We start from the raw sequence: 22658 nt of genomic DNA, 5'->3' as shown, positions 1-22658 counted from the left end.
GGGGGGGGGGGGGCGACCCCAGACACGGTGCTCGCGTCCGCCCCCTCCACCATGCTCCGCATGGTCCCCCTCCCCCGTTCCGCTTCGCTGCACGGGTGAGGATGAAACACACCTCCCAATTGCGACGCCTGACCAAGCGGCCCCAGTTCCTGGCGGCCGCAAAAGGCGTTTCATTGGCCCGAGGGGCGGTGCTGATCCAGCGTCTGGACCGGGCCGACGGGGATCCGGCCATCGGCGTGGGCTTCACCGCCACCCGCAAGATCGGCGGGGCGGTAGTCAGAAACCGCGCCAAGCGCCGCTTGCGCGAGGCCGCCCGCGCCCTGTTGCCCATCCACGGCGTCCCGGGTTCCGACTATGTGTTGATCGCGCGCCAGGGCACGGCCGAGCGGCCTTGGGAGCGTCTGCTTGACGATGTGGCGTCGGCCCTTACAAGGCTGGCGCAGCCGGGCCCGCCGGACCCCTCGCGTTCGCGCCAGGCCGCTCCCACTTCCGAACCTCCGCTCGCCTCAAAGCCCGACCAGGACGCCTGACCCGAATGAAGAACGAGAACACGCGGAACATGGTGATCTTCGTCGTCGCGACGGCGGTGATCCTGATCCTGTACCAAATCTTCATCCTGGGACCACAAGCCGAACAGCAGCGCGCCGCCGCCGAGGCCGCGGCGGTGTCGCAGACGGTCGACGCCGGCGGTGATCTGGCTGTGCCCGGCGCAGCGCCTGCCCCGTCCGCCGCCGTCTTCACCGAGAATCGTCGCGAGGCGTTGGGCACGGTCGCGCGCGTGCCGATCCAGACGGGCAAGATGCGTGGAACCCTTTCGCTTCAGGGCGGGCGGATCGACGACCTGTTCCTGACCGAGTATGAAGAAATTCAAGGCGAGGAGGCCCCGGTCGAACTGTTCCGCCCCGCCGGGATGGAGCACGCCTTCCTCGCCCAGTTCGGCTGGACCGGTCAGAACATCGCCGGCGGCGTGCCTGGCCCCAACACCCTGTGGCGGCTGACCAGCGGCTCCACCCTGACGCCGACGACGCCGGTCACCCTGACCTGGGACAACGGCCAGGGTCTGCGCTTCACTCGCGTGGTGTCGGTGGACGAGAACTACCTGTTCACCTTGCGCGACACGGTCGCCAACCTTGGCACGACGCCGATCGTCATCGCCCCCTATGGCCGCATCGAGCGCCAGGGCGTGCCCGACACGCTGGGCAAGAACCAGATTCTGCATGAGGGCGGCATCGGAACCTTTGGCGAGCCGGGCAGCTACTCGACCACCCAGTTGAAGTATGGCGACTGGACCAAGAAGCCCCGCGAGGAGTTCGAGTCCACCGGCGGCTGGCTCGGCATCACCGACAAGTACTGGCTGGCGGCCCTGATCCCCGGTCAGGACCAGAGGGTCGAGGCCGAGTTCGTGGCGCGCGACGCCAACGGCCTGCAGATGCGCGAGGCACGCCTGCTGGGCGAGCCCCGCACGATCAACCCCGGCCGCCAGATCACCGAGGAGCAGCGCCTTTTCGCCGGCGCGAAGCGCAACGAGATCCTCGCCGACTATGAGGAACAACTGGGCCTGCCGCGCTTCGTCTATGCGATCGACTGGGGCTTCCTGTTCTTCCTGACGCGGCCGATCTTCCTGCTGGTCCACTGGTTCGCAGGGCTGGTGGGCAACTTCGGCGTGGCCATCCTGCTGCTGACGCTGACCATCAAGCTCATCATGTTCCCGCTGGCGAACAAGAGCTACGAGAGCCTGTCGAAGATGCGCAAGCTCCAGCCGCAGATGGAGAAGATCAAGGCGCAGTTCAAAGACGATCCGCAGAAGCAGCAGCAGGAGACGATGGCGCTCTATCAGCGCGAGAAGGTCAATCCGCTGGCGGGCTGTCTGCCGATCCTGGTGCAGATCCCGGTCTTCTACGCGCTCTACAAGGTGCTGTTCGTCACCATCGAGATGCGGCACGCGCCCTTCTTCGGCTGGATCCGTGACCTGTCAGCACCCGATCCGACCAATATCTGGACCCTGTTCGGCCTGATCCCGTGGGACCCCGGTTCCCTGCCTCTGCTGGGCGGACTGCTCACCAACTCCGGCGGTGGCTTCACGCTGGCGCTCAGCGTGCTGGCCATCTTCTACGGCTTCACCATGTGGCTGCAGCAAGCCATGAACCCGCCCATGCCCGATCCGGTCCAGCGCCAGATCTTCGCCTGGATGCCGGTGATCTTCACCTTCATCATGGCGGTGTTCCCGGCGGGTCTGCTGGTCTACTGGGCCTGGAACAACGTGCTGTCCATTGCCCAGCAGTACTTCATCATGAACCGCTACGGAGCCGAGAACCCGATCGACGACTTCATCGCCAAGCTGAGAAACAAGGCAGCCTAGTGCGCGCGATCTGGTCCGAAAACCGGCGGCCACTTTTCGGGATCGCGCGCGCGTGACGGAGGTCGAAACCGGCACCTATTCGGACGAGGAGATCGAGACCGCGCGGGTGCTGTTCGCCCGGCCCGCGACCTTCGTCATGGGGTGCGCCAAGATCGAGCAGCTGCCAGAGCCGGATCTGCCCGAGATCGCGTTTGCCGGCCGGTCCAACGTCGGCAAGTCGAGCCTGATCAACGGCCTTGTCGGCATGCACAAGCTGGCGCGGGCGTCCAACGAGCCGGGCCGGACGCGCGAGGTCAACTTCTTCGATCTGGACGGCAAGTTGCGGCTGGTCGACCTGCCGGGCTATGGCTGGGCCAAGGCATCCAAGTCGACGGTGAGGCAGTTCCAGAACCTGGGCCGCGACTACCTGCGAGGCCGGGTGACGCTGAAGCGGGTCTATCTGCTGATCGACAGCCGCCATGGGCTCAAGGCGGTGGATACGGAGGCGTTGGACGCGCTGGACTTGGCCGCCGTCAGCTATCAGGTCGTCCTCACCAAGGCCGACAAGATCAAGGCCCATGAGCGCGAGACCGTCCGCGAGGCGACGCTCAAGGCGATCTCAAAGCGCCCGGCGGCCTTCCCGGCCGTCGCCGTGACCTCGGCCGAGAAAGGTCTTGGCTTGCCCGAGCTGCGGGCCGAGATCATGCGCACGACGGGCGTGGAGCTCTAGGCGCTCAGGCAACGAGCGGTCGCGCCACCAGGCCGCCCTAGGCGAACAGGCCCGCTATCTGCAGGCCCTGGAAGGCTGCGAGCAGGATCAGTAGGGTGCCCACGGCATAGGTCAGAACCCGCTGCGGCAGGCGTTTGGTGATCCAGCCGGCGAAGGGGGCCGCGATCAGCCCTCCGACGATCAGGCCTCCGACGGCCCAGGCGTGATCGTGCAACGCGCCTCCATCCCATCGACCGGTGAGAAGGGCGACGAGAAAGGCAGCCGAGATGGCGGCGGTCACCAGCAACTCGGAGGTGTTGACCGTGCCGATGGCATGTCGGGGCTCCGCTCCCGCGCCGACGAGCGTCGAGGTCACGGTCGGCCCCCAGCCCCCGCCGCCGATAGCGTCCAGAAAGCCCCCGACGAGGCCGAGCGGGCCGCTGAGACGTGGAGGCAGCTCGCGCGTCCGGGACTGACGCGCGGCCCGTGCCAGCACCCAGACCCCCATGGCGAAGAGATAGGCCAATATGAAAGGACGGATGACGTCACCGTCCACGCCGGTTAGGACGAAGGCTCCGACGACGCCCCCGAGAACGCCCCCGATGGCGAGCGGCCAGAACAGGCTCCACAGGATGTTGCGGTGATACAGATGGGACGCGGCCGAGGCGCTGCCGGTGAAGAGTTTGGCGACGTGGACACTCGCTGATGCTGTGGCGGGCGGGACGCCCAGCGCCAGAAGCACGGAGTTGGCGATCAGCCCATAGGCCATGCCTAAGGCCCCGTCGGCTGTCTGGGCAACGACACCCACCAGCAGGAACAGCAGGAAGGTGTCCATTCGGCCCCCACGGAACCGCCAGAAGCGCTTCCCAAGGCACAGCTAATGCCCCAGACGCGGGCAAGTCACCGTCGATGACGCCGTTGTTATCCTCCACGATGGGCCCGCGCCGTCGCATCGACAGCCGCCGTGGCGCGCGATAAGGGTCCGGCCCTTCGCCGAACCGGAGCTCAAGCCCCCTTTGCGCCTGCCCCAGTCCAAGCTCGATCAGGTCCTCGACCGCTTCCACCAGGTGGAGGCGCGCATGGGCGCGGCCACCGACGGGCAGGAGATCGTGCGCCTGTCCAAGGAGCACGCCGAGATGAAGCCCGTGGCCGATGCGGTCACGGCGCTGGCCCGGGCGCGCGCCGAGATCGAGGACCTGAAAGGCATGGCCGCCGACCCCGAAATGGCGGCGATGGCCGATGACGAGCTGCGGATTCTGTCGGAACGTCTGCCGGAGATGGAGCGGGGCGTAGCCCTGCTGCTGGCCCCGCGCGACGCCGACGAGAACGCCTCGGCTGTTCTGGAAGTGCGGGCCGGAACCGGTGGTGACGAGGCGGCCCTGTTCGCGGGCGATCTGTTCCGTATGTACAGCCGCTATGCCTCTACCCGGGGCTGGAAGGTCGAGCTGGACAGCGCCACCGAAGGCGACGCCGGCGGCTACAAGGAGATCATCGCCACGGTCACCGGCGACGGCGTCTTCGGGCGGCTGAAGTTCGAGAGCGGCGTTCACAGGGTCCAGCGCGTGCCCGCGACAGAAGCGGGCGGCCGCATCCACACCTCGGCGGCGACGGTGGCGGTCCTGCCCGAGGTCGAGGACGTCGAGATCGACATCCAGGACAAGGACATCCGCATCGACACCTATCGGGCGTCTGGCTCGGGCGGGCAGCACGTCAACAAGACGGATTCGGCCGTGCGCATCACCCACCTGCCGACCGGCATCGTGGTGACGTCGTCGGAGAAGTCCCAGCACGTGAACCGCGACAAGGCGATGAAGAACCTGCGGGTGCGGCTGTACGACCTGCAGCGCCAGCAGAAGGACCAGGCGCGTTCGGACGCTCGCAAGTCTCAGGTCGGATCGGGCGACCGATCCGAGCGCATCCGCACCTACAACTTCCCGCAGGGCCGGGTCAGCGACCACCGCATCAATTTGACGCTCCACAGCCTGCCGCAGATTCTGGAGGGCGACCTCGATCCCCTGCTGGACGCCCTGATCGCCGAGGATCAGGCCGCGCGCCTCGCCGATCTGGAAGCCGAGTTCGCCTGAGCCTAGACGGCCTCGTCTTCGGGCGGCTGCCAGTCGGGTTGATCGACGTCCTCGCCCCGGGCCTTGGCGTCTTTCTTCGCCTGCTTGGCGGCGGCCTTGCGGGCGGCCTTCTCGGCGTCGGCCCTGTCCCGCTCCATGCGCTCGAAGCTGTAGTTGGGCTTTCTGGCCATCGGCATTCCTTCTTGAGGGGCGCTAGCACTCGCCCCGCAGAGGCTCGCGGCTTGAGCGCCGGTCGGCGCTGGTGCCTGCAATGTGGGGCCGCGGCGCGGTTCAGTCCACCGCGATGATTTCGACCGACTGACCGGCGACGTTGGCCTCATCGCCTACGCGCTTGCCGATCAGGGCGCGGGCGAGCGGCGAGACATGGCTGACGGAGCCGTTTGCCGGATCAGCCTCGTCCTCGCCGACGATGCGCCAGGTCTGGGTGCGGCCGTCCTCGCGTTCGATGGTGACGGAGCCTCCGAAGCGGACGCGGCCGTCGGCGGGCGCCTCGACGAGCTGGGCTGAGGCCCGGCGCGCGGACCAGTAGCGCAGGTCGCGGGTGGCCCGGGCCATCGCCGTCCGGTCAGCCTCGATCGATCCTTGGGCCTGTGCGGCGGCATAGGCCGCGCGGGCCTCGGCCAGCGCCGCGTCGATGGCCGCCAGCCCGCCGGGCGTGACGAGGTTGGGGTGGGGCGAGATCGGGCGGTCGGGAAGATCGGCGGCCGTGGCCTCCAGGTCCTCCTCGCGGGTGAAGGCGACGCTCATGGGGCAGAAGCGTATGCCGCGCACGGACGTTCCGCTGCAAGGCCGGAGCGGCTAAGGGGCTCCGATGAGCACGCCTGATCCCGTCCACGTCGTCGGCGCCGGCCCGGCCGGTCTGATGGCCGCCGAGACCCTGGCGCGGGGCGGGGCCCAGGTGGTGGTGCACGACCGCATGCCGTCGGTGGGGCGCAAGTTCCTGATGGCGGGGCGGGGCGGGCTGAACCTGACCCACTCCGAGCCGGCCGAGGCGTTCGTCGGCCGCTACGGTGATCGTCGACCCTTGATCGCGCCGTGGCTGGAGGCCTTCTCGCAGGCCGATCTGGTCGCCTGGGCCGAGGGGCTGGGCCAGCCGACGTTCGTGGGATCGTCGGGCCGGGTGTTCCCCAAGGCCATGAAGGCCTCGCCGCTGCTGCGGGCCTGGTTGGCGCGGCTGGCCGACTTGGGGGTGGCGGTGCGGACACGGTCGCGGTGGATCGGCTGGGATGGCGACGACCTGATGTTCGAGACGGCCGACGGCGAGCGACGGGAGCGGGCGGCGGCGACGGTGCTGGCGCTCGGCGGGGCGAGCTGGCTCCGGCTGGGTTCTGACGGGGCCTGGGTTCCGTGGTTGGAAGCCGAAGGCGCCCAGGTTGAGCCGCTGGTTCCAGCCAACGCGGGCTTCGACGTGGCGTGGTCAGCGGTGCTGGTCGAACGGTTCGCGGGCGCGGTGCTGAAGCCCGCCGTTCTGACGTTCGGCGACCATTCGGTGCGCGGCGAGCTCGTCGTGACGCGCTATGGTGTCGAGGGCGGCGCGGTCTATGCCCTGTCGTCGGCGCTGCGGGAGGCCATCGCGCGCGACGGGACGGCGGTGCTGACGGTCGATCTGCGGCCCGACCTGAGCGAGGCGGCGCTGGCCGAGCGGCTGGCGCGGCCGCGCAAGGCCAAGGACAGCCTGACCAATCACCTGAGGAAGGCCGGCGGTCTGTCGCCGGTCGCGGTCGCCATGCTGCGCGAGATCGGCGAGGTTCCGGCCAACCTCGAGAAGCTGGCGAAGCGGATCAAGGCGATCAGGCTCAAGTTGACCGGCATGCAGGGGCTGGAGCGGGCCATCTCCTCGGCGGGCGGGGTCCGGTTCGAGAGCCTGGATCCATCGTTGATGCTGCGGTCTCGGCCCGGCGTGTTCGTGGCGGGCGAGATGATCGACTGGGAGGCGCCGACGGGGGGTTATCTGCTGCAGGCCAGTCTGGCGTCCGGCGTCGTGGCGGGGCGCGCGGCGCTGGAGTGGCGGGTCTCGCGCGGCGGCGCTAGGGAGGGGGCATGACCAGCCTGCCCGAGATTTCCGGCTCCTGCCCCGAACGCTTCGCCGCGGTGAAGGACGCCTTCGCCGCCAACTTCGTCGATGCGCCCGACGGGCTGAACGAGCAGGGGGCGCGGTTCTCGGCGGTGATCGAGGGCGAGGTCGTGCTCGACATTTGGGCCGGCCGGGCGGATGCGGCGGGCGCTGTGCCAATGGATGAGCGGACGCTGGTCCCGGTTTTCTCTACCGGCAAGGCGGTGATGGCCATCCTGATGGCTTCAGCGGTCGAGCGGGGCAAGCTGGCCTATGACGAGACTGTCGCGGCGCTTTGGCCCGCCTTCGGCGCGAACGGCAAGGATCGGGTGACGGTGGCGCAACTGTTATCGCACCAGGCGGGGCTGCCGGGGTTCTCCGAACCCGTCGATCCGGCCATCTGGTTCGACCGGCAGGCGGTGCTGGATCGGCTGGCGGCCCAGGCGCCGATGTGGCCACTCGGGACCGGCTCGGGCTATCACCCCGTCACCGTCGGCTATCTGGCCAACGAGGTGTTCCGCCTGGCCGACGGGCGGACCATGGGCCGGGCGCTGGCGGAGGATTTCGCCCGCCCGTTCGGGCTGGATCTGTGGATCGGCCTGCCGGAGGCCGAGCACGGGCGGGTGGCTGCGCTGAGAAAGCCGTCCAAGGCCACCGACCTCGGAACCATCGACGCCGTCAAGAAGGCCGCCTTCTTCGACAAGGGCTCGGCGCCGGGCGGGCGCGGATCGGCGGAGTGGCGATCGATCGAGATTCCCTCGGCCAATCTGCACGGCACGGCGCGCGACCTCGCCCGCATCCTGGGCGTCATCGCCAACGACGGGGTTCTGGAGGGCGCGCGGGTTCTGTCGCCGACGGTCGTGGCAGAAGCGACGCGCGAGCGGGTGGCCGGTCAGGACAAGGTCCTGCCCTTCGTCATGAGCTGGGCGGCGGGGTTCACCCGCAATGCCGGTCTCAACATCTTCGGCCCGAACCCGGAGGCGGTGGGGCACTGCGGCTGGGGCGGCAGCTGCGCCTTCGCCGATCCGGCGAGGAGGCTGTCGGCCGCTTACGCCATGACGCGGCAGTCGCCCTATCTGATCGGCGACCCCCGGGCGCAACGGTTGATCGAGGCGCTCTACGCGGCGCTCTAGACCGGCAGCGCCGCGTCTTCGGCTGCGCGTCGCGCGGCCCGGGCGCGCATCAGGGCGGCGGCCGCGAAGACGCCCGCGCCCAGCCAGATGAAGGCGAAGGAGACGCCGCGCAGCACGGTGAAGTCCTCGCCCGTCGCCAGGCCGACGCAGAACTGCAGCGTCGGGGCCAGGAACTGGATGAAGCCCATGGTCGACAGCGGCATCCGGCGCGCGGCGAAGGCGAACAGCGCCAGCGGCAGGACCGTCGCCGGGCCGTTGGCGAGCGCCCAGACGAAGCCCTCGGGGGTCGAAAAGCCGTGGCCTTGGCCCGCCATCTGGAGCCAGGCGACATAGGCGATGCCGAACGGCAGGAGGATCAGGCATTCGATGAACAGGCCCGCCTGGGCCTCGACCGGAATGCGCTTCTTGATGACCCCATAGGCCCCGAAGCTGAAGGCCAGCATCAGCGAAATCCACGGCGGGCGGCCCAGCGCGAGCGCCTGGAACAGCACGCCGACAGCGGCCAGTCCGATGGCGACCCAGCCCCAGCGGTCGATCCGCTCGCGGAACAGCCACAGGCCGACGACCATGTTGAGCAGGGGATTGATGTAGTAGCCGAGGCTGGCCTCCAGCGTGGCCTGATGGGTCGTGGCCCAGACGTAGACGCCCCAGTTGAAGGCGATCAGGACGGTGGCCAGCAGCAGCCAGGCCACGGTCCTGGGCTGGGACAGGACCGTGCGGACCTGTCCGGACTGGCGGGCCAGAAGCACCAGACCCCCCGCGAACAGCACCGACCACAGGGCGCGGTGCGACAGAATCTCCGGCGAGGTGAAGCCGAGCGCCGCCTGCCCCATGAACAGCAGCGGCATGAAGCCCCACATGACGTAGCAGCCGAGGGCGGCGACAAAGGGGGCTTGGGATTTGGACACGGTCATGGGGTCCTCCCCTCTCCCGGCGGGAGAGGGAAATCAGACAGCGATGGACCGGTACCCGCTCCGGGGCTTGATCGTGCCCGTCTCGTCCAGCAGCTGGGCGATCTGGACGGCGTTGAGCGCCGCGCCCTTTCTGAGGTTGTCCGACACCACCCAGAGGCTCAGGCCGTTCTCGACCGTGTGATCCTTGCGGATGCGGGAGACGTAAACGGCGTGCTCGCCGGCGGCGTCGACCGGGGTGATGTAACCGTCGTGCTCCTGCTTATCGATGACCAGCACGCCCGGCGCCTCGCGCAGGATGGCGCGGGCCTCGTCGGGGCTGATGGGTCGGTCGAACTCCACCGTCACCGCCTCGGAGTGGCCGACGAAGACCGGCACGCGCACGCAGGTGACCGTCAGCTTGATGGCGGGGTCCAGCATCTTGTGGGTCTCGTCCCACATCTTGGCCTCTTCGTCGGTGTAGCCGTCGTCGCGGAACGAGCCGATGAAGGGGATGACGTTGAAGGCGATCTGCTTGGGGAACTTCTTGGGCGAGGCGTCGCCCAGGCCGTAGATGGCCTTGGTCTGGTTCCACAGCTCGTCCATGCCCTCCTTCCCGGCGCCCGAGACGGACTGGTAGGTCGAGACGACCGCGCGCTTGATCCTGGCCGCGTCATGCAGGGGCTTCAGTGCCACGACCAGCTGGGCGGTCGAGCAGTTGGGGTTGGCGATGATGTTCTTCTTCGTCGCCAGCTTGATGGCGTCCGGGTTCACCTCGGGCACGATCAGGGGGACGTCGGGGTCCTTCCGGAAGGCCGACGAGTTGTCGATGACGATGGGGCCGGCCTTGCCGATCTTCTCGGACCACTCGCGGCTCACGTCGCCGCCCGCCGACATCAGGACGATGTCCACCTTGGACCAGTCGAAGCTGTCGATGACCTCGCAACGGATGGTCTTGTCCCCCCAGGCGACCTCGACGCCCTTGGACTTGCGCGACGCCACGGCGTGCATCTCGGCCACGGGGAACTCCAGTTCCTCGAGGATGGTCAGCATTTCGCGTCCGACGTTGCCGGTCGCGCCCACGATGGCGACGTTGTAGGCCATATTTGTCAGTCCTTCGGACGCGCTAACGCTCGGCTCGCGGAGCCTCGCTGCTTGAGCGCGGTATCTGGGGAGTTTGGAAGCGGACTTCCGTGGCTTGGCATTTATGCCTTCGCGTGTGCGAAGCAACCGCTTTCCTCCGACGAAAGCCCTCGCTAAGCCCGGACGCCATGGGATCCCGCACGCGCGCCGCCTACGACAAACGCATCAAGGACGGGCGTCTGACCGCCGATCCGGCGCAGAAGCAGGCCGTCGACGCGCTCGCGCGGCTGGAGAGGGATCTCGGCAAGCGTGGCCTGTTCGGCGGGGTTCCGGAGGTGCGGGGGCTTTATCTCTGGGGGCCGCCGGGACGGGGCAAATCCATTCTGATGGACCTGTTCTTCGCCTGCGCGCCGGAGAAACGGAAGACCCGCGCCCACTTCCATGCCTTCATGGCGCGGGTGCACGACCTGATCCGCCAATGGCGCGAAGGCGACAGGCGCGCCCGCCAGCGGGTGTTCGGCACGCACAGGGGCGACGATCCGATCGAGCCGGTCGCGGGCCTGATCGCCTCGGAGGCGCGACTCCTGTGCTTCGACGAGCTGCAGGTCACCGACATCGCCGACGCGATGATCCTGGGTCGGCTGTTCGACGCCCTGTTCGCGCGCAAGGTTGTGGTCTGCATCACCTCCAACCGGGCTCCCGACCAGCTCTACAAGGACGGGATCAACCGGCCGCTGTTCGTCCCCTTCATCGATCGCATCGTCGAGCGCTGCGAAGTGGTGGAGTTGAAAGGCGGGCGTGACTGGCGTCTGGACCGGCTGAAGGTGTCTCGAGTCTGGTACGACGACGTCGACATGGGCCGCCGCATGGCCTTCGACCACCTGTGGGACGATCTCAAGGGTGAGATGCCGGAATGCCCGGCCATCCTGCACATCCTCGGCCGTGACGTGACCATCCAGCGAACGGCCGGGGGGCTGGCGCGGGCAACGTTCGCCGAGTTGTGCGACCGGCCGCTGGGATCGCGCGACTACCTCGCCATCGCAGGACGCTTCCACACCCTGTTCATCGAGGACATCCCGCTGCTGACGCCGGACAGGCGCCATGCGGCGAACCGGTTCGTCACCCTCATCGATGCGCTGTACGAGGCCCGGCGACGCCTCGTGGGGCTGGCGGCTGGCCCGCCCGAGCTGCTGTATCCCAAGGGCGACGGCGCGTTCGAGTTCGAGCGCACCGTCTCGCGGCTGAACGAGATGCAGGGCGCGGAGTGGCTGGAGGCGGCCTCGACCGAGACGCTGGACGCGCCGGTCGCCGCTTCGCCGCAATCGGCGCTAGATTGATGCGCCTGTCCGCCGGGAACCTCGCCATGAAGCCGACCGCCCTGATCGCCGCCGCCCTTCTCGCAGTCAGCCTGACGGCCCCCGCCGCCCTGGCTCAGGAAACGGCGGCCGCGCCGACCGGGCGCTGGACCGGGCTGCCCGTGGCGGAGATCACCGGGCGACTGACGGCGGCGGGGCTGACAGTGTCGGAACCTCAGAGCGCCGGCGACCGCGTGTATCTGCGCGTCGACGACGGTCCGCTGCGGTGGGTGCTGACGCTGTTCTCCTGCACCGACGGACGTTGCCCGGACGTGCAGTTCACCGCCGCCTTCACCGGACCCCAGGCCAATGAGGCCGTCATTGGCCGCTGGAACGGGGAGCGGCGCTTCGTGAAGGCCTTCTACGCCGCGCCGGAAGAGGGGTCGAACGTCCCTGGTCAGGCGGTGGCGCAATACGACGTCCTGCTCACCGAAGGCGGGGGCGCGGCCCAGTTGGACGATCCGATCCAGGTCTGGCGCAGTCTGGCGATCGATCTCGGGCGGACGGTCAGCCCGCAGCCGCAGTAGACGTCTCCGCCCCATCGCTTCGCGACGGGGCGGAGACAAATCGCGCTCAGGCACCGAGGGTCCGCGAGCCGAGCGGTGGTGCCCGGCGGCCCCTAGGCCAGCGAGGAATCAATGTCCTTGCACGCCTGGATCAGGCCCTGCACCGAGGCCACCGACTTGGCCAGCATGGCCTTTTCCTCGTCGTTGGTCGTGAACTCGATGATCTTCTCGACGCCGCCGGCGCCCAGCAGGGCGGGCACGCCGACATAGAGGTCCGACAGGCCGTACTCGCCCGACAGCCACACGGCGCAGGGCAGGACGCGCTTCTCGTCCTTCAGATAGGACCGGGCCATGGCGACGGCGCTCTCGGCGGGCGCGTAGAAGGCCGAGCCGGTCTTGAGCAGGGCCACGATCTCGCCGCCGCCCTTGCGGGTGCGATCGACGATGGCGTCCAGCTCCTCCTGCGTCATGAAGCCGGCCTTGACCGCGTCGGGCAGGGGCAGGCCGCCGACGGTTGAGTGACGTACCATCGGCACCATGTCGTCGCCGTGACCGCCGAGCGTCCAGGCGTGGATGTCCTGCACCGACACGCCGGTCTTCTCGGCCAGGAAGTAGGCGAAGCGCGCCGAGTCGAGCACGCCAGCCATGCCGACGACCTTCTCCCTGGGCAGGCCCGAAAACTTCTGGAGCGCCCACACCATCGCATCCAGCGGGTTGGTGATGCAGATGACGAAGGCGTTTGGAGCATGCGCCTTGATGCCCTCGCCCACGGCCTTCATGACCTTCAGGTTGATGCCGATCAGGTCGTCGCGGCTCATGCCGGGCTTCCGAGGCACGCCCGCCGTCACGATGCAGACGTCGGCGCCGGCGATGTCGGCGTAGTCGTTGGCACCCTTGAGCGACACATCTGCGCCGAAGACAGCCGAGGCCTCGGCGATGTCCAGCGCCTTGCCCTGGGGGGTGCCCTCGGCGATGTCGAACAGGATCACATCGCCCAACGCTTCGCGCGCCACCACGTGGGCCAGGGTGCCGCCGATCATTCCGGCGCCGATGAGGGCGATCTTCGCGCGAGCCATGAGGTCTGTCTCCGGGAGGGGGTGTGCGGTGCGGGACCGATGTCGGGCGGGGGTCTAGACCCGTGCGCATTTGCCTGCAACCGTGACGCCGTCAGAGGCTTGATCCCACTATGAGCCAGACCGTTCCCGAACTCGTGCCGCCCGACGAAGTGCCCGGCGGCCTGCTCGCGGTTGCCGACGAAACGACGGTCCGCTCCGAAGTGGAGGCGTGGCGGGCCCGGGTGCTGCGGCCTCCCGGGCTTTGGGACAAGGCGACGCGCGGAACTCAGGAGCGGATCAACCGGATCATCCCGGAACGAGTCCACGCCATCGTCACCTCTGGCGTGGAGGCCATGACCAAGGGAATCCTGTTCGGCTCGGACCTGCTTCAGGCCAGACCGATGCCGGACGGGTCGCTTGCGGCGTGTGAGGCCAGGGCGCGGGCGGCGATCGCCGTCTATCGCAACACCGCCAGCGTCGAGGGCGGCGTTGCCGGCGCGGGCGGCTTCGTACTGGCGGCGGCGGATTTCCCGGCCCTGATGGCGATCAAGGTGCGGATGCTGGGCGACGTCGTCGCCGCCTACGGTTGGGGCGGTGGCTCGGTGCGCGAGCGGCTGTTCCTGCTGCACATCTTCCACCTGGCCTTCGCCAGCGCCAAGCGGCGGCCCGACGCCCTGGCCGAACTGGAACGCTGGATCGCGGGGGTCGACCAGCCCGAGGCCATCACCGACTACGACTGGCGACGGTTCCAGATCGAGTATCGCGACTACATCGACCTGGCCAAGCTGGCCCAGCTGATCCCGGTGGTCGGTGCCCCGATCGGCGCGGTGGTCAACTGGCGGCTCGTCGAGAAGCTGGGGGAGACGGCGATCATGGCCTGCCGGATGCGTTGGTTGGCCGAGACCGAGGGTCCGGGTTGAGGTTTCGAGTGGCTCGTTCACATGATGATGCGCGGAAGCGCCCGGACGGGAAGCCATGATCATCGACGCACACTTCGGACCAATCACACTATGAGTGGCTTTCGCTCTGACCCGGCCTTTGACGCAGGATCGGTCTTCGCCCTCGACTGGCCGCTCTGTCATGTGCGGGTGCAGGACGATGCGCGGTTTCCATGGCTGATTTTGATCCCTCGGGTCGAGGGCGCGACCGAGATCGAACATCTGTCAATTGAGGACCGCGCCCGGCTGTTGGAGGAGACGGTGCGGGCCGGGCAGGCCGTGCGGGCGCTGGGTGAGACGGCCGGCCGACCGATAGACAAGTTGAACGTCGCCGCGCTCGGCAACGTCACGGCTCAGCTGCATGTCCATGTGGTCGGGCGGCGGCGCGACGATCCGCTCTGGCCTGACCCGGTCTGGGGGCGGGGTGGGGCGGAGCAATACGGCGCGGATGAGCTCGCGGTGGTGCTGGATGTCGTTCGCGAGACCTCCGTCTCAGGCTGAGAGACGGGAGGCCGGTCAGCGGATCAGGGTCACGCTCCTCGAGCGACCGGCTTCGGTCAGAGTTCCGGTCCAGCCCTGTGAACCCGGCGAAAGCGTGAGCTGGGCATCTCCAAGCCGCATGCCGAGCCCGGCGTCGGTCCGCTCTGACGCATCGATCGGTCCAAGCGCGCCACGGGCATCGAGTTTGCGCCAGGCCCCTTCCAGCGGGCGTGAGGGGCCACGGTCGCTGAGCGAGAGCTGCAGGATGGGACGGCCTTCGGCGTCGATCAGACGCCAGAGACCGTCGAGCGGACCCATCCGGGCGTCCATTGCCGCCTCGGCATTGTTCACGCCCTGATCATAGGCCGTGTCCGCGGTCGAGGGGGCGTGTTCGTAGCTGCGGCTGTAGGCTTCGACCACGACCGGAGCGACGATCGGCTGGCGGCGCGGGTCGCCTCCGCCGTCGCCCTCGGCCGTTACGCGACCGAAGTTCGAGGGCGGCTCGAAGGGGCGGACGACAGGCGGGCGGTAGACCTCGGCCGTATAGGGGACGGCCCGGTCCTGGACGGTCGGAGAAACAGCGAGCGAAATCAGGGCGAAGAGGCTCATGCCATCAGACTGTCGTCCGTCGGCGGGCATGGCTAGATCGAAGTCGCGACACGCGAAAATGTGATCGGTTCCCCACGGGCCGTCGCGATCTTGTGCAGTGCGGCCGATTGCGCGCCTCCGGTTCGTTGACACCCCCCCGCGACCATCCCTAAAGCCTGTCCCGCATCAGCTTGTGCGCTGATCCTTGAAGGTTTTTGAGAACCATTCGCATGTCGAACGCCTCCCCCGGCGCGCCGCTCGATACGTCGAACGACCCGACCGGAGACCAGACTGGCCGCTTCGTGATCCAGCCGAACGGCCGCCCGCGTCCTCTGTCCCCCCATCTGCAGGTCTGGCGCTTCCACGCGACCATGACCGGGTCGATCCTCAACCGCATGGCGGCGGGCGCCCTGTCGGTTGGGTCGGTGGTCTTTGTGGCATGGCTGGCGGCGGCGGCGTTCGGGCCCGAGGCCTATGCGACGTTCAGCGGCCTGATGGCCTCGCCGATCGGCCTGCTGATCTGGTTCGGGGTCACGCTCGCAGCGGCCTATCACCTGACAGCGGGCGTGCGGCACCTGATCTGGGACGCCGGGTCGAGCCTGTCGCCCAAGGCGGCGACCAGCCTGACCTGGCTGAGCCTGTGGGGCGCGCTGGTGATCGCTGTCGGTTTCTGGGGCATCCTGTTCGCGACCGGGAAGGTGACGCTGTGAGCCGCCAGACCAAGGTCTTCGTGAAGGGCGTCAAGGTGTCGGAGCGGCACGGCGCGGGCGAGTGGACGGCCGAGCGGCTGTCCTCGCTGATCCTCATCCCGCTGGCGCTCTGGGCGCTGTGGAGCGGCTTCTCCCTCGCCGGGGCGGGTTATGGGGGCGCGCTCGACTGGTTCGCCAACCGCGTCAACGCGGCGCTGTTGGCGGCGACCCTGCTGATTTCCATCTGGCACATGAACATGGGCGCCAAGGTCATCGTCGACGACTACATCCACACCCCGGGCTCGAACCGGACGTTGTCGGGCCTGATCAGCCTGGTGTGTCTCCTGCTGGCGGCGGCCAGCGTCTTCTTCATCACGCGGCTGGCGCTGGGGTCCGCGCCGCTGCCGGCCGGGCTCGCGTTCTAATGGCTTCCTCGTATCAATTCGTCGATCACGCCTATGACGTCGTCGTGGTGGGGGCGGGCGGCTCGGGCCTGAGGGCCGCGCTCGGCTGCGCCCAGGCGGGGCTCAAGACCGCCTGCGTGACCAAGGTCTTCCCGACACGCAGTCACACCGTGGCGGCCCAGGGCGGCATCTCGGCGTCGCTTGGCAACATGGGCGAGGACGACTGGCGCTGGCACATGTACGACACCGTCAAGGGGTCGGACTGGCTGGGCGACCAGGACGCCATCGAATACCTGGTCCGCGAGGCCCCCAAGGCCGTCTATGAGCTGGAGCACTGGGGCGTGCCCTTCAGCCGCACCGAGGACGGCCGCATCTATCAGCGCGCCTTCGGCGGCATGACCCGGAACTACGGCGAGGGCCCGGTCCAGCGCACCTGCGCGGCGGCCGACCGCACCGGTCACGCCATCCTGCACACCCTGTACGGCCAGTCGGTGCGCCGCGAGGTCGAGTTCTTCATCGAATACTTCGCGCTCGATCTGATCATGCAGGACGGCGCCTGCACCGGCGTCACGGCCTGGAAGCTGGACGACGGCACCCTGCATCGCTTCCGGGCCAAGATGGTCATCCTGGCGACCGGCGGATACGGCCGCGCCTACTTCTCGGCGACCTCGGCCCACACCTGCACGGGCGACGGCAACGCCATGGTGCTGCGCGCCGGCCTGCCGCTCCAGGACATGGAGTTCGTCCAGTTCCACCCCACCGGCATCTATGGCGCCGGCTGCCTGATCACCGAAGGCGCGCGCGGCGAAGGCGGCTACCTGACCAATTCCGAGGGCGAGCGGTTCATGGAGCGCTATGCCCCCTCGGCCAAGGATCTGGCCAGCCGCGACGTCGTCAGCCGCTCCATGACGATGGAGATCCGCGAGGGTCGCGGCGTGGGTCCGAACAAGGACCACATCAACCTGCACCTGGACCACCTCGACCCCGCCGTGCTGCACGAGCGGCTGCCGGGCATCTCCGAGAGCGCCAAGATCTTCGCCGGCGTGGACGTGACCAAGGAGCCGATCCCGGTCATTCCGACCGTCCACTACAACATGGGCGGCATCCCCACGAACTATCACGGCGAGGTGCTGACCCTGCGCGACGGCAACCCCGACAGCGTCGTGCCCGGTCTGATGGCCGTGGGCGAGGCGGCCTGTGTGTCCGTCCACGGCGCCAACCGCCTGGGCTCCAACTCCCTGACCGACCTCGTCGTCTTCGGCCGCGCGGCCGGGTTGCGCGCGGGAGAGGTGGTGGACAAGGGCTCAGCTGTGCCGGACGCCCCGGCTTCCGCCACCGATGCTCACCTCGCCCGTCTGGACCGCTTCCGCAACGCTTCTGGCGGCACTCCGACGGCCGAACTGCGCCGCGAGATGCAGCGGGCCATGCAGTCCGACGCGGCGGTGTTCCGCACGGGCGTCTCGCTGGACGAGGGCGTGGCCAAGCTGCGCGCCATCCACGCGCGCGGGGCCGACATCCAGACCACCGATCGCGGCATGATCTGGAACACCGATCTGGTCGAGACGCTGGAATACGACAACCTGATCGATCAGGCCCTGGTCACGATCGAAAGCGCCGCCAACCGCAAGGAAAGCCGGGGCGCCCACGCCCGCGAGGACTTCCCCGATCGTCACGACGAAGAGTGGATGAAGCACACCCTGGCCTGGAAGCGTCCCGGTCAGGACGTCCAGATCGACTACCGCCCGGTGCACGAATACACGATGTCTTCGGACATCGAGTACATCAAACCCAAGGCTCGGGTTTACTGAGGAACCGATGGTCCAGCTTTCCCTCCCCCGTGGCTCCAGGCCGACCAAGGGCAAGGTCCACAAGGCCCCGAAGGGCGCCAAGAACGTCAAGACCTACAAGGTCTATCGCTACGACCCCGAGGTCGACGCCGACCCGCGCTGGGACGAGTATCAGGTCTCGGCCGACGACCACGGCCCGATGCTGCTGGACGCCCTGATCCACATCAAGTCGACCATCGACCCGACGCTGACGTTCCGCCGCTCGTGCCGCGAGGGCATCTGCGGCTCCTGCTCGATGAACATCGACGGGCGCAACACCCTCGCCTGCACCAAGGGCTGGGAGGAGTGCCAGTCCTCGACCATCGCCATCGCCCCCCTGCCGCACCAGCCGGTGGTCAAGGACCTGGTGACGGACCTGAGCCTGTTCTACGCCCAGTACGATAGCATCAAGCCCTACCTCCAGTCCGATGAGCCGGACCCGGAGAAGGAGCGCCGCCAGAGCCCGTCCGACCGCGAGAAGCTGGACGGCTTGTACGAGTGCATCCTGTGCGCCTGCTGCTCGACGTCGTGCCCCAGCTACTGGTGGAACCAGACGGAGTATCTGGGTCCGGCGGCGCTGCTGCAGTCCTACCGCTGGATTTCCGACAGCCGCGACGACAAGACCCAGGAGCGGCTCGACGACCTGGAAGACCCATTCAAGCTCTACCGCTGCCACACCATCATGAACTGCGCCCAGGTGTGCCCCAAGGGGCTGAACCCCGCCAAGGCCATCGCCGAGACCAAGAAGCTGATGGTCGCGCCGAGCCGCCGCAAGCAGGCGGCCTGATCAGGAGGCCAGTTCCAGGCCGCAATGGGCTGCGAAGTGGCGGAAGTCCCCATCGCGCGTGATCAACGGTGTTCCGGCGTCTATGCAGCACTGAGCGATCAGGGCGTCGGGCAGTTTGCACTTCAGCCCCATCGCCCTCAGGCGCGCGCGCATTGTGCCCGCCCTTTCCCAGAACCCCTCCGCCACCGGAAGCCGGCCGACGAGGTCCAGCATCGTCTGAAGTCGCGCGTCGGCTCTCGGAAAGGACAACAGCTCGGTGACCACGGGAGGCGGCAGGGCGATGCGCTCGCTTCGCAACGCGGTCATGAAGACCTTTATGTCGTCCCGGTCGATTGGCCCATGACGAAGCCAGTCGATCACAGTGCTCGTATCGGCCGCGATCATCGATCGGTCGAGCCGTCCCAGTCGTAGGCCTTGTCCTCTCGGAGTTCAGCCAAAGTCGTACCGTCGGCTTCAAGGTCCAGCGTTCCGCCCATGGCCAGCAGTTCCCGGCACGCCCACGCGTGGTTCATGTCGCGCAGCGCCTTGCGAAGGGTCTCGCTAACGCCTTCACCGGTGATGCGAAGGCTGCTGTCGATGAGATCAGCTGGAACGAAGGCCGTGATCTTGCGCATCTCTCCCATGCTGCCGACGATGCCATAAGTCGGTTACGGCATCAAGTTACGGTATTGCTTTCTCAGGCTTAGTTTGACATCACCCGCGCATGGCGAAGATCACCTATATCGAACACGACGGCCGCGAGCACGTCGTCGACGTCAAGCCCGGCCTGTCGGTCATGGAGGGCGCCATCCGCAACAATGTGCCCGGCATCGACGCGGACTGCGGCGGGGCCTGCGCCTGCGCCACTTGTCACGTCTATGTCGACGAGGCCTGGCGCGAGAAGACCGGGAAGGCCTCGGCCATGGAAGAGTCGATGCTGGACTTCGCCGAGAGCGTCGAGCCGAACTCGCGCCTGTCGTGCCAGATTCGGGTGTCGGACGCGCTCGACGGCCTCATCGTCCGGCTGCCGCAGAGCCAACACTAATGGGCGTACGCTGACGAACGCTGGACGCGGAGTCCGGACTGGGTCACACCGGGGCGCGCGATCCGCGCGCTTCGTCCGCTTTTGAGTGCTTGTGTTCAGGTCCCAGTCCGCCGATCGCCGTCAGTTTCCCCGCACCGCCGCCAACGCGCGAGGCGTGGTCGTCGCGCCGGGCCTGGAGGTCGCCTGCGTCATCGCCGACACCTCGGACGGTGGCCTGAAAGTGAGGCTCGACCGGGCTCTGGTCCTCCCCGCTCGCGTCATCATCGTCGACATCGCGGCCGGGCTCGCCATCGAGGCGGAAACGGCCTGGCGTCAGGGCAATGAGACCGGGCTCAAGCGACGCGATCAGGCCAGCCTGAAGGGGCTGGTGCCTTCCCGTTGGCTTGCCGCGCGCGAGGCCTGGACCCGTGCCGGTGGGCGCTGAGCCCAGTCGTGATCACCAGTCTCGGATACAGCTTCACAGCCGCGCGATAGCCCTTAAGGTGCCCGCGTCCGAGACATGAGGGTTCCATCGATGATCCGTTCCGCCGCGCTCGCCGCGCTTCTCGCCACCACCAGCCTCACGAGCGCCGCCCTGGCCCAGACCCCGACCGCACCCGCTGCCCAGACCATCGCCTTCGCCACGACCGACGCGTCCGATCCCTATCTCTGGCTGGAAGAGGTCGAGGGCGAGCGCGCGCTGGCCTGGGTCGAGGAGCAGAACCGGCGCTCGCTCGGCACGCTCCAGGGCGATCCGCGCTACCAGCAACTGCACGATCAGGCCCTGGCCATTCTGGAGTCGCGTGACCGCATCCCGGGCCCGGCTTTCCTGAACTCCGGCCTCATCTCGAACTTCTGGCAGGACGCGACCAATATCCGGGGCGTCTGGCGGCGCACGACGCTGGACAGCTATCGCACCGACGCGCCCGAGTGGGAGACGGTGCTGGACATCGACGCCCTATCGCGCGCCGAGGGCAAGAACTGGGTCTATCGCGGCGCCAACTGCCTGCCGCCCGAGGAGCGGTTCTGCCTCGTCTCCCTGTCCGACGGCGGCAAGGACGCGGTGATGATCCGCGAGTTCGACACGGTGACGAAGACCTTCGTCGAGGGCGGCTTCGAACTGCCGGAATCCAAGGGCGGCGTGACCTGGGTGGATCAGGACACACTGCTGATCGCCCGCGACTTCGGCGAGGGCTCGCTGACGACCTCGGGCTATCCGATGATCGTCAAGCGGCTGCGGCGCGGCCAGAGCATCGACCAGGCTGAGACGATCTTCACCGGCCAGCCGACGGACGTGTCGGTCGGAGCATCCACGCTGCGCGACGCCGACGGCGTGGTGCGGGCCGTGCTGATCAACCGGGGCGTCAGCTTCTACGAGAGCGAAACCCACGTCCTGAACGCCGATGGTTCCACGACGCAGCTGCGGCTGCCGGCCAAGGCCGACATCAGCGCCTTCGTTCAGGGCCAGCTGGTGGTCTCGCTGAAGGAAGACTGGACCGCGCCGTCCGGCCAGGCCTTCCAGACCGGCGACGTCATCGCCTGGACCCTGTCCGACTGGCTGGCGGACCAGAGCGCCCGGGCGCAGCTGGTTATCCGACCGGGCGAGCGCGAGGCCATCGAGGGCATGAACTCGACCCGCAACAGCCTCGTCGTCGCCCTGTTCGAGAACGTGCGCGGCAACGTCTACGTCTATCGCCCCAATCCGTCGGGTGAATGGGCGCGGACCCGGTTGGACCTGCCCGAGAATGTCACGGTCGGCGTGGGCTCGGCCTCCGACCAGAACGATCAGGTGTTCGTCTCGGCGGCGGGCTATTTGACGCCGTCCACGCTCTATCTGGCGGACGCCGCGACGGGCGATCTTGAGCCGGTTAAGTCGCTGCCACCCAAGTTCGACGCCGAGGGCCTGACGGTCCAGCAGTTCGAGGCCCGCTCGGCCGACGGGACGATGATCCCTTACTTCGTCGTCCACCGCGAGGCGATGGCGATGGACGGGTCAAACCCGACCCTGCTTTACGGCTACGGCGGGTTCGAGGTGTCCATGCTGCCCGGCTATTCCGCGACAACCGGCAAGCTGTGGCTGGAGCGGGGCGGGGTCTATGTCGTGGCCAACACCCGGGGCGGCGGCGAGTTCGGCCCGCGCTGGCACGAGGCGGCGCTGCAGGAAAATCGCCAGCGGGCCCATGAGGACTTCCAGGCGGTCGCCCAGGACCTTATCACGCGCGGCATCACCAGCCAGCCACGCCTGGGCATCATGGGCGGCTCGCAAGGCGGGCTGTTCATGGGGGCGATGCTGACCCAGCGCCCGGACCTGATCAATGCGGCGGTGATCCAGGTGCCCCTGTTCGACATGCTGCGTTTCCACCGCCTGCTGGCGGGTGCCAGCTGGATCGCCGAATACGGCAATCCAGACATCCCGGAGGAACGCGCCTGGATCCAGGCCTATTCCCCCTATCAGAACCTGCGCGCCGGCCAGCCCTATCCGGAGGTCTTCATCCACACCTCGACCAAGGACGACCGGGTCCATCCGGGGCATGCCCGAAAGGCGGCGGCGCGGATGGAAGAGCTGGGCTATCCGGTCCTGTTCTACGAGAACACCGACGGCGGCCACGGCGCGGCGGCCAACCTGCGCGAGAGCGCTCGGCGGCTCGCGCTGGAATACACCTATCTGACCCGGCGGCTGATGGACTAAACCCTCTTCCGCTCATCCCCGCGAAAGCGGGGACCCAGTCCTTTCGCA

26 protein-coding genes are annotated in these 22658 nt (G+C 68.1%); 17 read left to right on the top strand and 9 right to left on the bottom strand.

Features of this window, described 5'->3' with window-relative positions:
- Positions 1–101 precede the first annotated feature (101 nt).
- The 3 genes from IP78_RS05290 to yihA are packed head-to-tail and all read left to right on the top strand — an operon-like array spanning position 102 to position 3068.
- Positions 102–530: a ribonuclease P protein component gene (locus IP78_RS05290; protein ID WP_054110664.1), complete on the top strand. Its 429-nt coding sequence runs from the start codon at positions 102–104 to the stop codon at positions 528–530.
- A gap of 5 nt (positions 531–535) precedes the next feature.
- Positions 536–2359, top strand: coding sequence for a membrane protein insertase YidC (yidC, locus tag IP78_RS05285; RefSeq protein ID WP_054110663.1), 1824 nt, complete (start codon positions 536–538; stop codon positions 2357–2359).
- Positions 2360–2411: 52 nt separating this feature from the next.
- Positions 2412–3068, top strand: coding sequence for a ribosome biogenesis GTP-binding protein YihA/YsxC (yihA, locus tag IP78_RS05280; RefSeq protein WP_054110662.1), 657 nt, complete (start codon positions 2412–2414; stop codon positions 3066–3068).
- A gap of 37 nt (positions 3069–3105) precedes the next feature.
- On the opposite strand, the gene IP78_RS05275 is transcribed toward yihA, so the two are convergent.
- Complete coding sequence (locus IP78_RS05275) at positions 3106–3882, bottom strand: sulfite exporter TauE/SafE family protein (RefSeq protein WP_054110661.1); 777 nt, start codon at positions 3880–3882, stop codon at positions 3106–3108.
- Positions 3883–4063: 181 nt separating this feature from the next.
- Between IP78_RS05275 and prfA the strand changes: the two genes are divergently transcribed.
- Positions 4064–5131, top strand: a complete 1068-nt coding sequence (gene prfA / locus IP78_RS05270) for a peptide chain release factor 1 (protein ID WP_054110660.1) — start codon at positions 4064–4066, stop codon at positions 5129–5131.
- 2 nt (positions 5132–5133) lie between these two features.
- On the opposite strand, the gene IP78_RS15465 is transcribed toward prfA, so the two are convergent.
- Both IP78_RS15465 and greA read right to left on the bottom strand, forming a co-directional pair.
- Positions 5134–5301, bottom strand: coding sequence for a hypothetical protein (locus IP78_RS15465; protein WP_197272380.1), 168 nt, complete (start codon positions 5299–5301; stop codon positions 5134–5136).
- Between the two features lie 100 nt (positions 5302–5401).
- Positions 5402–5878, bottom strand: a complete 477-nt coding sequence (gene greA / locus IP78_RS05265; protein WP_054110659.1) for a transcription elongation factor GreA — start codon at positions 5876–5878, stop codon at positions 5402–5404.
- A 64-nt stretch (positions 5879–5942) separates the two neighbouring features.
- On the opposite strand from greA, the gene IP78_RS05260 reads away from it, so the two are divergent.
- Together IP78_RS05260 and IP78_RS05255 are read left to right on the top strand one after the other, a co-directional pair.
- On the top strand, positions 5943–7175 hold the full coding sequence (locus IP78_RS05260) for a TIGR03862 family flavoprotein (protein ID WP_054110658.1): 1233 nt from the start codon (positions 5943–5945) through the stop codon (positions 7173–7175).
- Positions 7172–8317, top strand: coding sequence for a serine hydrolase domain-containing protein (locus IP78_RS05255; protein ID WP_054110657.1), 1146 nt, complete (start codon positions 7172–7174; stop codon positions 8315–8317). The genes IP78_RS05260 and IP78_RS05255 overlap by 4 nt, the downstream gene beginning before the upstream one ends.
- On the opposite strand, the gene rarD is transcribed toward IP78_RS05255, so the two are convergent.
- Together rarD and IP78_RS05245 are read right to left on the bottom strand one after the other, a co-directional pair.
- On the bottom strand, positions 8314–9231 hold the full coding sequence (rarD, locus tag IP78_RS05250) for an EamA family transporter RarD (protein ID WP_054110656.1): 918 nt from the start codon (positions 9229–9231) through the stop codon (positions 8314–8316). The two genes, IP78_RS05255 and rarD, sit on opposite strands and share 4 nt — an antisense overlap.
- Before the next feature lie 33 nt (positions 9232–9264).
- Entirely contained in the window at positions 9265–10311 is a 1047-nt protein-coding gene (locus IP78_RS05245) for an aspartate-semialdehyde dehydrogenase (protein ID WP_054110655.1), read from the bottom strand.
- Positions 10312–10478: 167 nt separating this feature from the next.
- Here IP78_RS05245 and zapE point away from each other — a divergent pair, with 167 nt between their 5' ends.
- Both zapE and IP78_RS05235 read left to right on the top strand, forming a co-directional pair.
- On the top strand, positions 10479–11627 hold the full coding sequence (zapE, locus tag IP78_RS05240) for a cell division protein ZapE (RefSeq protein ID WP_054110654.1): 1149 nt from the start codon (positions 10479–10481) through the stop codon (positions 11625–11627).
- Complete coding sequence (locus IP78_RS05235) at positions 11627–12172, top strand: YbjN domain-containing protein (RefSeq protein WP_054110653.1); 546 nt, start codon at positions 11627–11629, stop codon at positions 12170–12172. Before zapE ends, IP78_RS05235 begins: the two co-directional genes overlap by 1 nt.
- A gap of 92 nt (positions 12173–12264) precedes the next feature.
- On the opposite strand, the gene mdh is transcribed toward IP78_RS05235, so the two are convergent.
- On the bottom strand, positions 12265–13227 hold the full coding sequence (gene mdh, locus IP78_RS05230) for a malate dehydrogenase (protein WP_054110652.1): 963 nt from the start codon (positions 13225–13227) through the stop codon (positions 12265–12267).
- A gap of 110 nt (positions 13228–13337) precedes the next feature.
- Between mdh and IP78_RS05225 the strand changes: the two genes are divergently transcribed.
- Both IP78_RS05225 and IP78_RS05220 read left to right on the top strand, forming a co-directional pair.
- Positions 13338–14126: an EcsC family protein gene (locus tag IP78_RS05225; protein WP_082384857.1), complete on the top strand. Its 789-nt coding sequence runs from the start codon at positions 13338–13340 to the stop codon at positions 14124–14126.
- 90 nt (positions 14127–14216) lie between these two features.
- Positions 14217–14645, top strand: coding sequence for an HIT domain-containing protein (locus IP78_RS05220; protein WP_054110651.1), 429 nt, complete (start codon positions 14217–14219; stop codon positions 14643–14645).
- 15 nt (positions 14646–14660) lie between these two features.
- On the opposite strand, the gene IP78_RS05215 is transcribed toward IP78_RS05220, so the two are convergent.
- Positions 14661–15233 (bottom strand): hypothetical protein, encoded by a 573-nt coding sequence (locus IP78_RS05215; protein WP_054110650.1) that lies wholly within the window; start codon positions 15231–15233, stop codon positions 14661–14663.
- A gap of 209 nt (positions 15234–15442) precedes the next feature.
- On the opposite strand from IP78_RS05215, the gene sdhC reads away from it, so the two are divergent.
- From sdhC to IP78_RS05195, 4 genes are read left to right on the top strand one after another with little or no spacing between them, the layout of a single operon-like run.
- Positions 15443–15922: a succinate dehydrogenase, cytochrome b556 subunit gene (gene sdhC, locus IP78_RS15245; protein ID WP_156320295.1), complete on the top strand. Its 480-nt coding sequence runs from the start codon at positions 15443–15445 to the stop codon at positions 15920–15922.
- Positions 15919–16326: a succinate dehydrogenase, hydrophobic membrane anchor protein gene (gene sdhD, locus IP78_RS15240; RefSeq protein WP_231680928.1), complete on the top strand. Its 408-nt coding sequence runs from the start codon at positions 15919–15921 to the stop codon at positions 16324–16326. Before sdhC ends, sdhD begins: the two co-directional genes overlap by 4 nt.
- The gene (sdhA, locus tag IP78_RS05200) at positions 16326–18113 is read left to right on the top strand and encodes a succinate dehydrogenase flavoprotein subunit (protein WP_054110649.1); all 1788 of its coding nucleotides are present in this window, start codon (positions 16326–16328) and stop codon (positions 18111–18113) included. Before sdhD ends, sdhA begins: the two co-directional genes overlap by 1 nt.
- Positions 18114–18120: 7 nt before the next feature.
- Complete coding sequence (locus tag IP78_RS05195; protein ID WP_054110648.1) at positions 18121–18918, top strand: succinate dehydrogenase iron-sulfur subunit; 798 nt, start codon at positions 18121–18123, stop codon at positions 18916–18918.
- On the opposite strand, the gene IP78_RS05190 is transcribed toward IP78_RS05195, so the two are convergent.
- Together IP78_RS05190 and IP78_RS05185 are read right to left on the bottom strand one after the other, a co-directional pair.
- Entirely contained in the window at positions 18919–19302 is a 384-nt protein-coding gene (locus IP78_RS05190) for a type II toxin-antitoxin system VapC family toxin (protein ID WP_054110647.1), read from the bottom strand.
- A complete protein-coding gene (locus IP78_RS05185; RefSeq protein ID WP_054110646.1) occupies positions 19299–19532 on the bottom strand; it encodes a hypothetical protein in 234 nt (77 codons plus the stop codon). Before IP78_RS05185 ends, IP78_RS05190 begins: the two co-directional genes overlap by 4 nt.
- Before the next feature lie 89 nt (positions 19533–19621).
- Between IP78_RS05185 and IP78_RS05180 the strand changes: the two genes are divergently transcribed.
- From IP78_RS05180 to IP78_RS05170, 3 genes are all read left to right on the top strand, one after another.
- On the top strand, positions 19622–19942 hold the full coding sequence (locus IP78_RS05180) for a 2Fe-2S iron-sulfur cluster-binding protein (protein ID WP_054110645.1): 321 nt from the start codon (positions 19622–19624) through the stop codon (positions 19940–19942).
- Between the two features lie 91 nt (positions 19943–20033).
- Positions 20034–20366 carry a PilZ domain-containing protein gene (locus tag IP78_RS05175; protein WP_197272379.1) on the top strand — a complete coding sequence of 111 codons (333 nt, stop codon included), beginning with the start codon at positions 20034–20036 and terminating at the stop codon, positions 20364–20366.
- A 90-nt stretch (positions 20367–20456) separates the two neighbouring features.
- Positions 20457–22610, top strand: a complete 2154-nt coding sequence (locus IP78_RS05170; RefSeq protein WP_054110643.1) for a prolyl oligopeptidase family protein — start codon at positions 20457–20459, stop codon at positions 22608–22610.
- The last annotated feature ends 48 nt before the right edge of the window (positions 22611–22658 follow it).

The organism is Brevundimonas sp. AAP58 (genome assembly GCF_001295975.1).
GTDB lineage: Bacteria > Pseudomonadota > Alphaproteobacteria > Caulobacterales > Caulobacteraceae > Brevundimonas.
The sequence above is the reverse complement of the archived record's forward strand: the minus strand, read 5'-3'. Positions and strand labels throughout refer to the sequence as shown.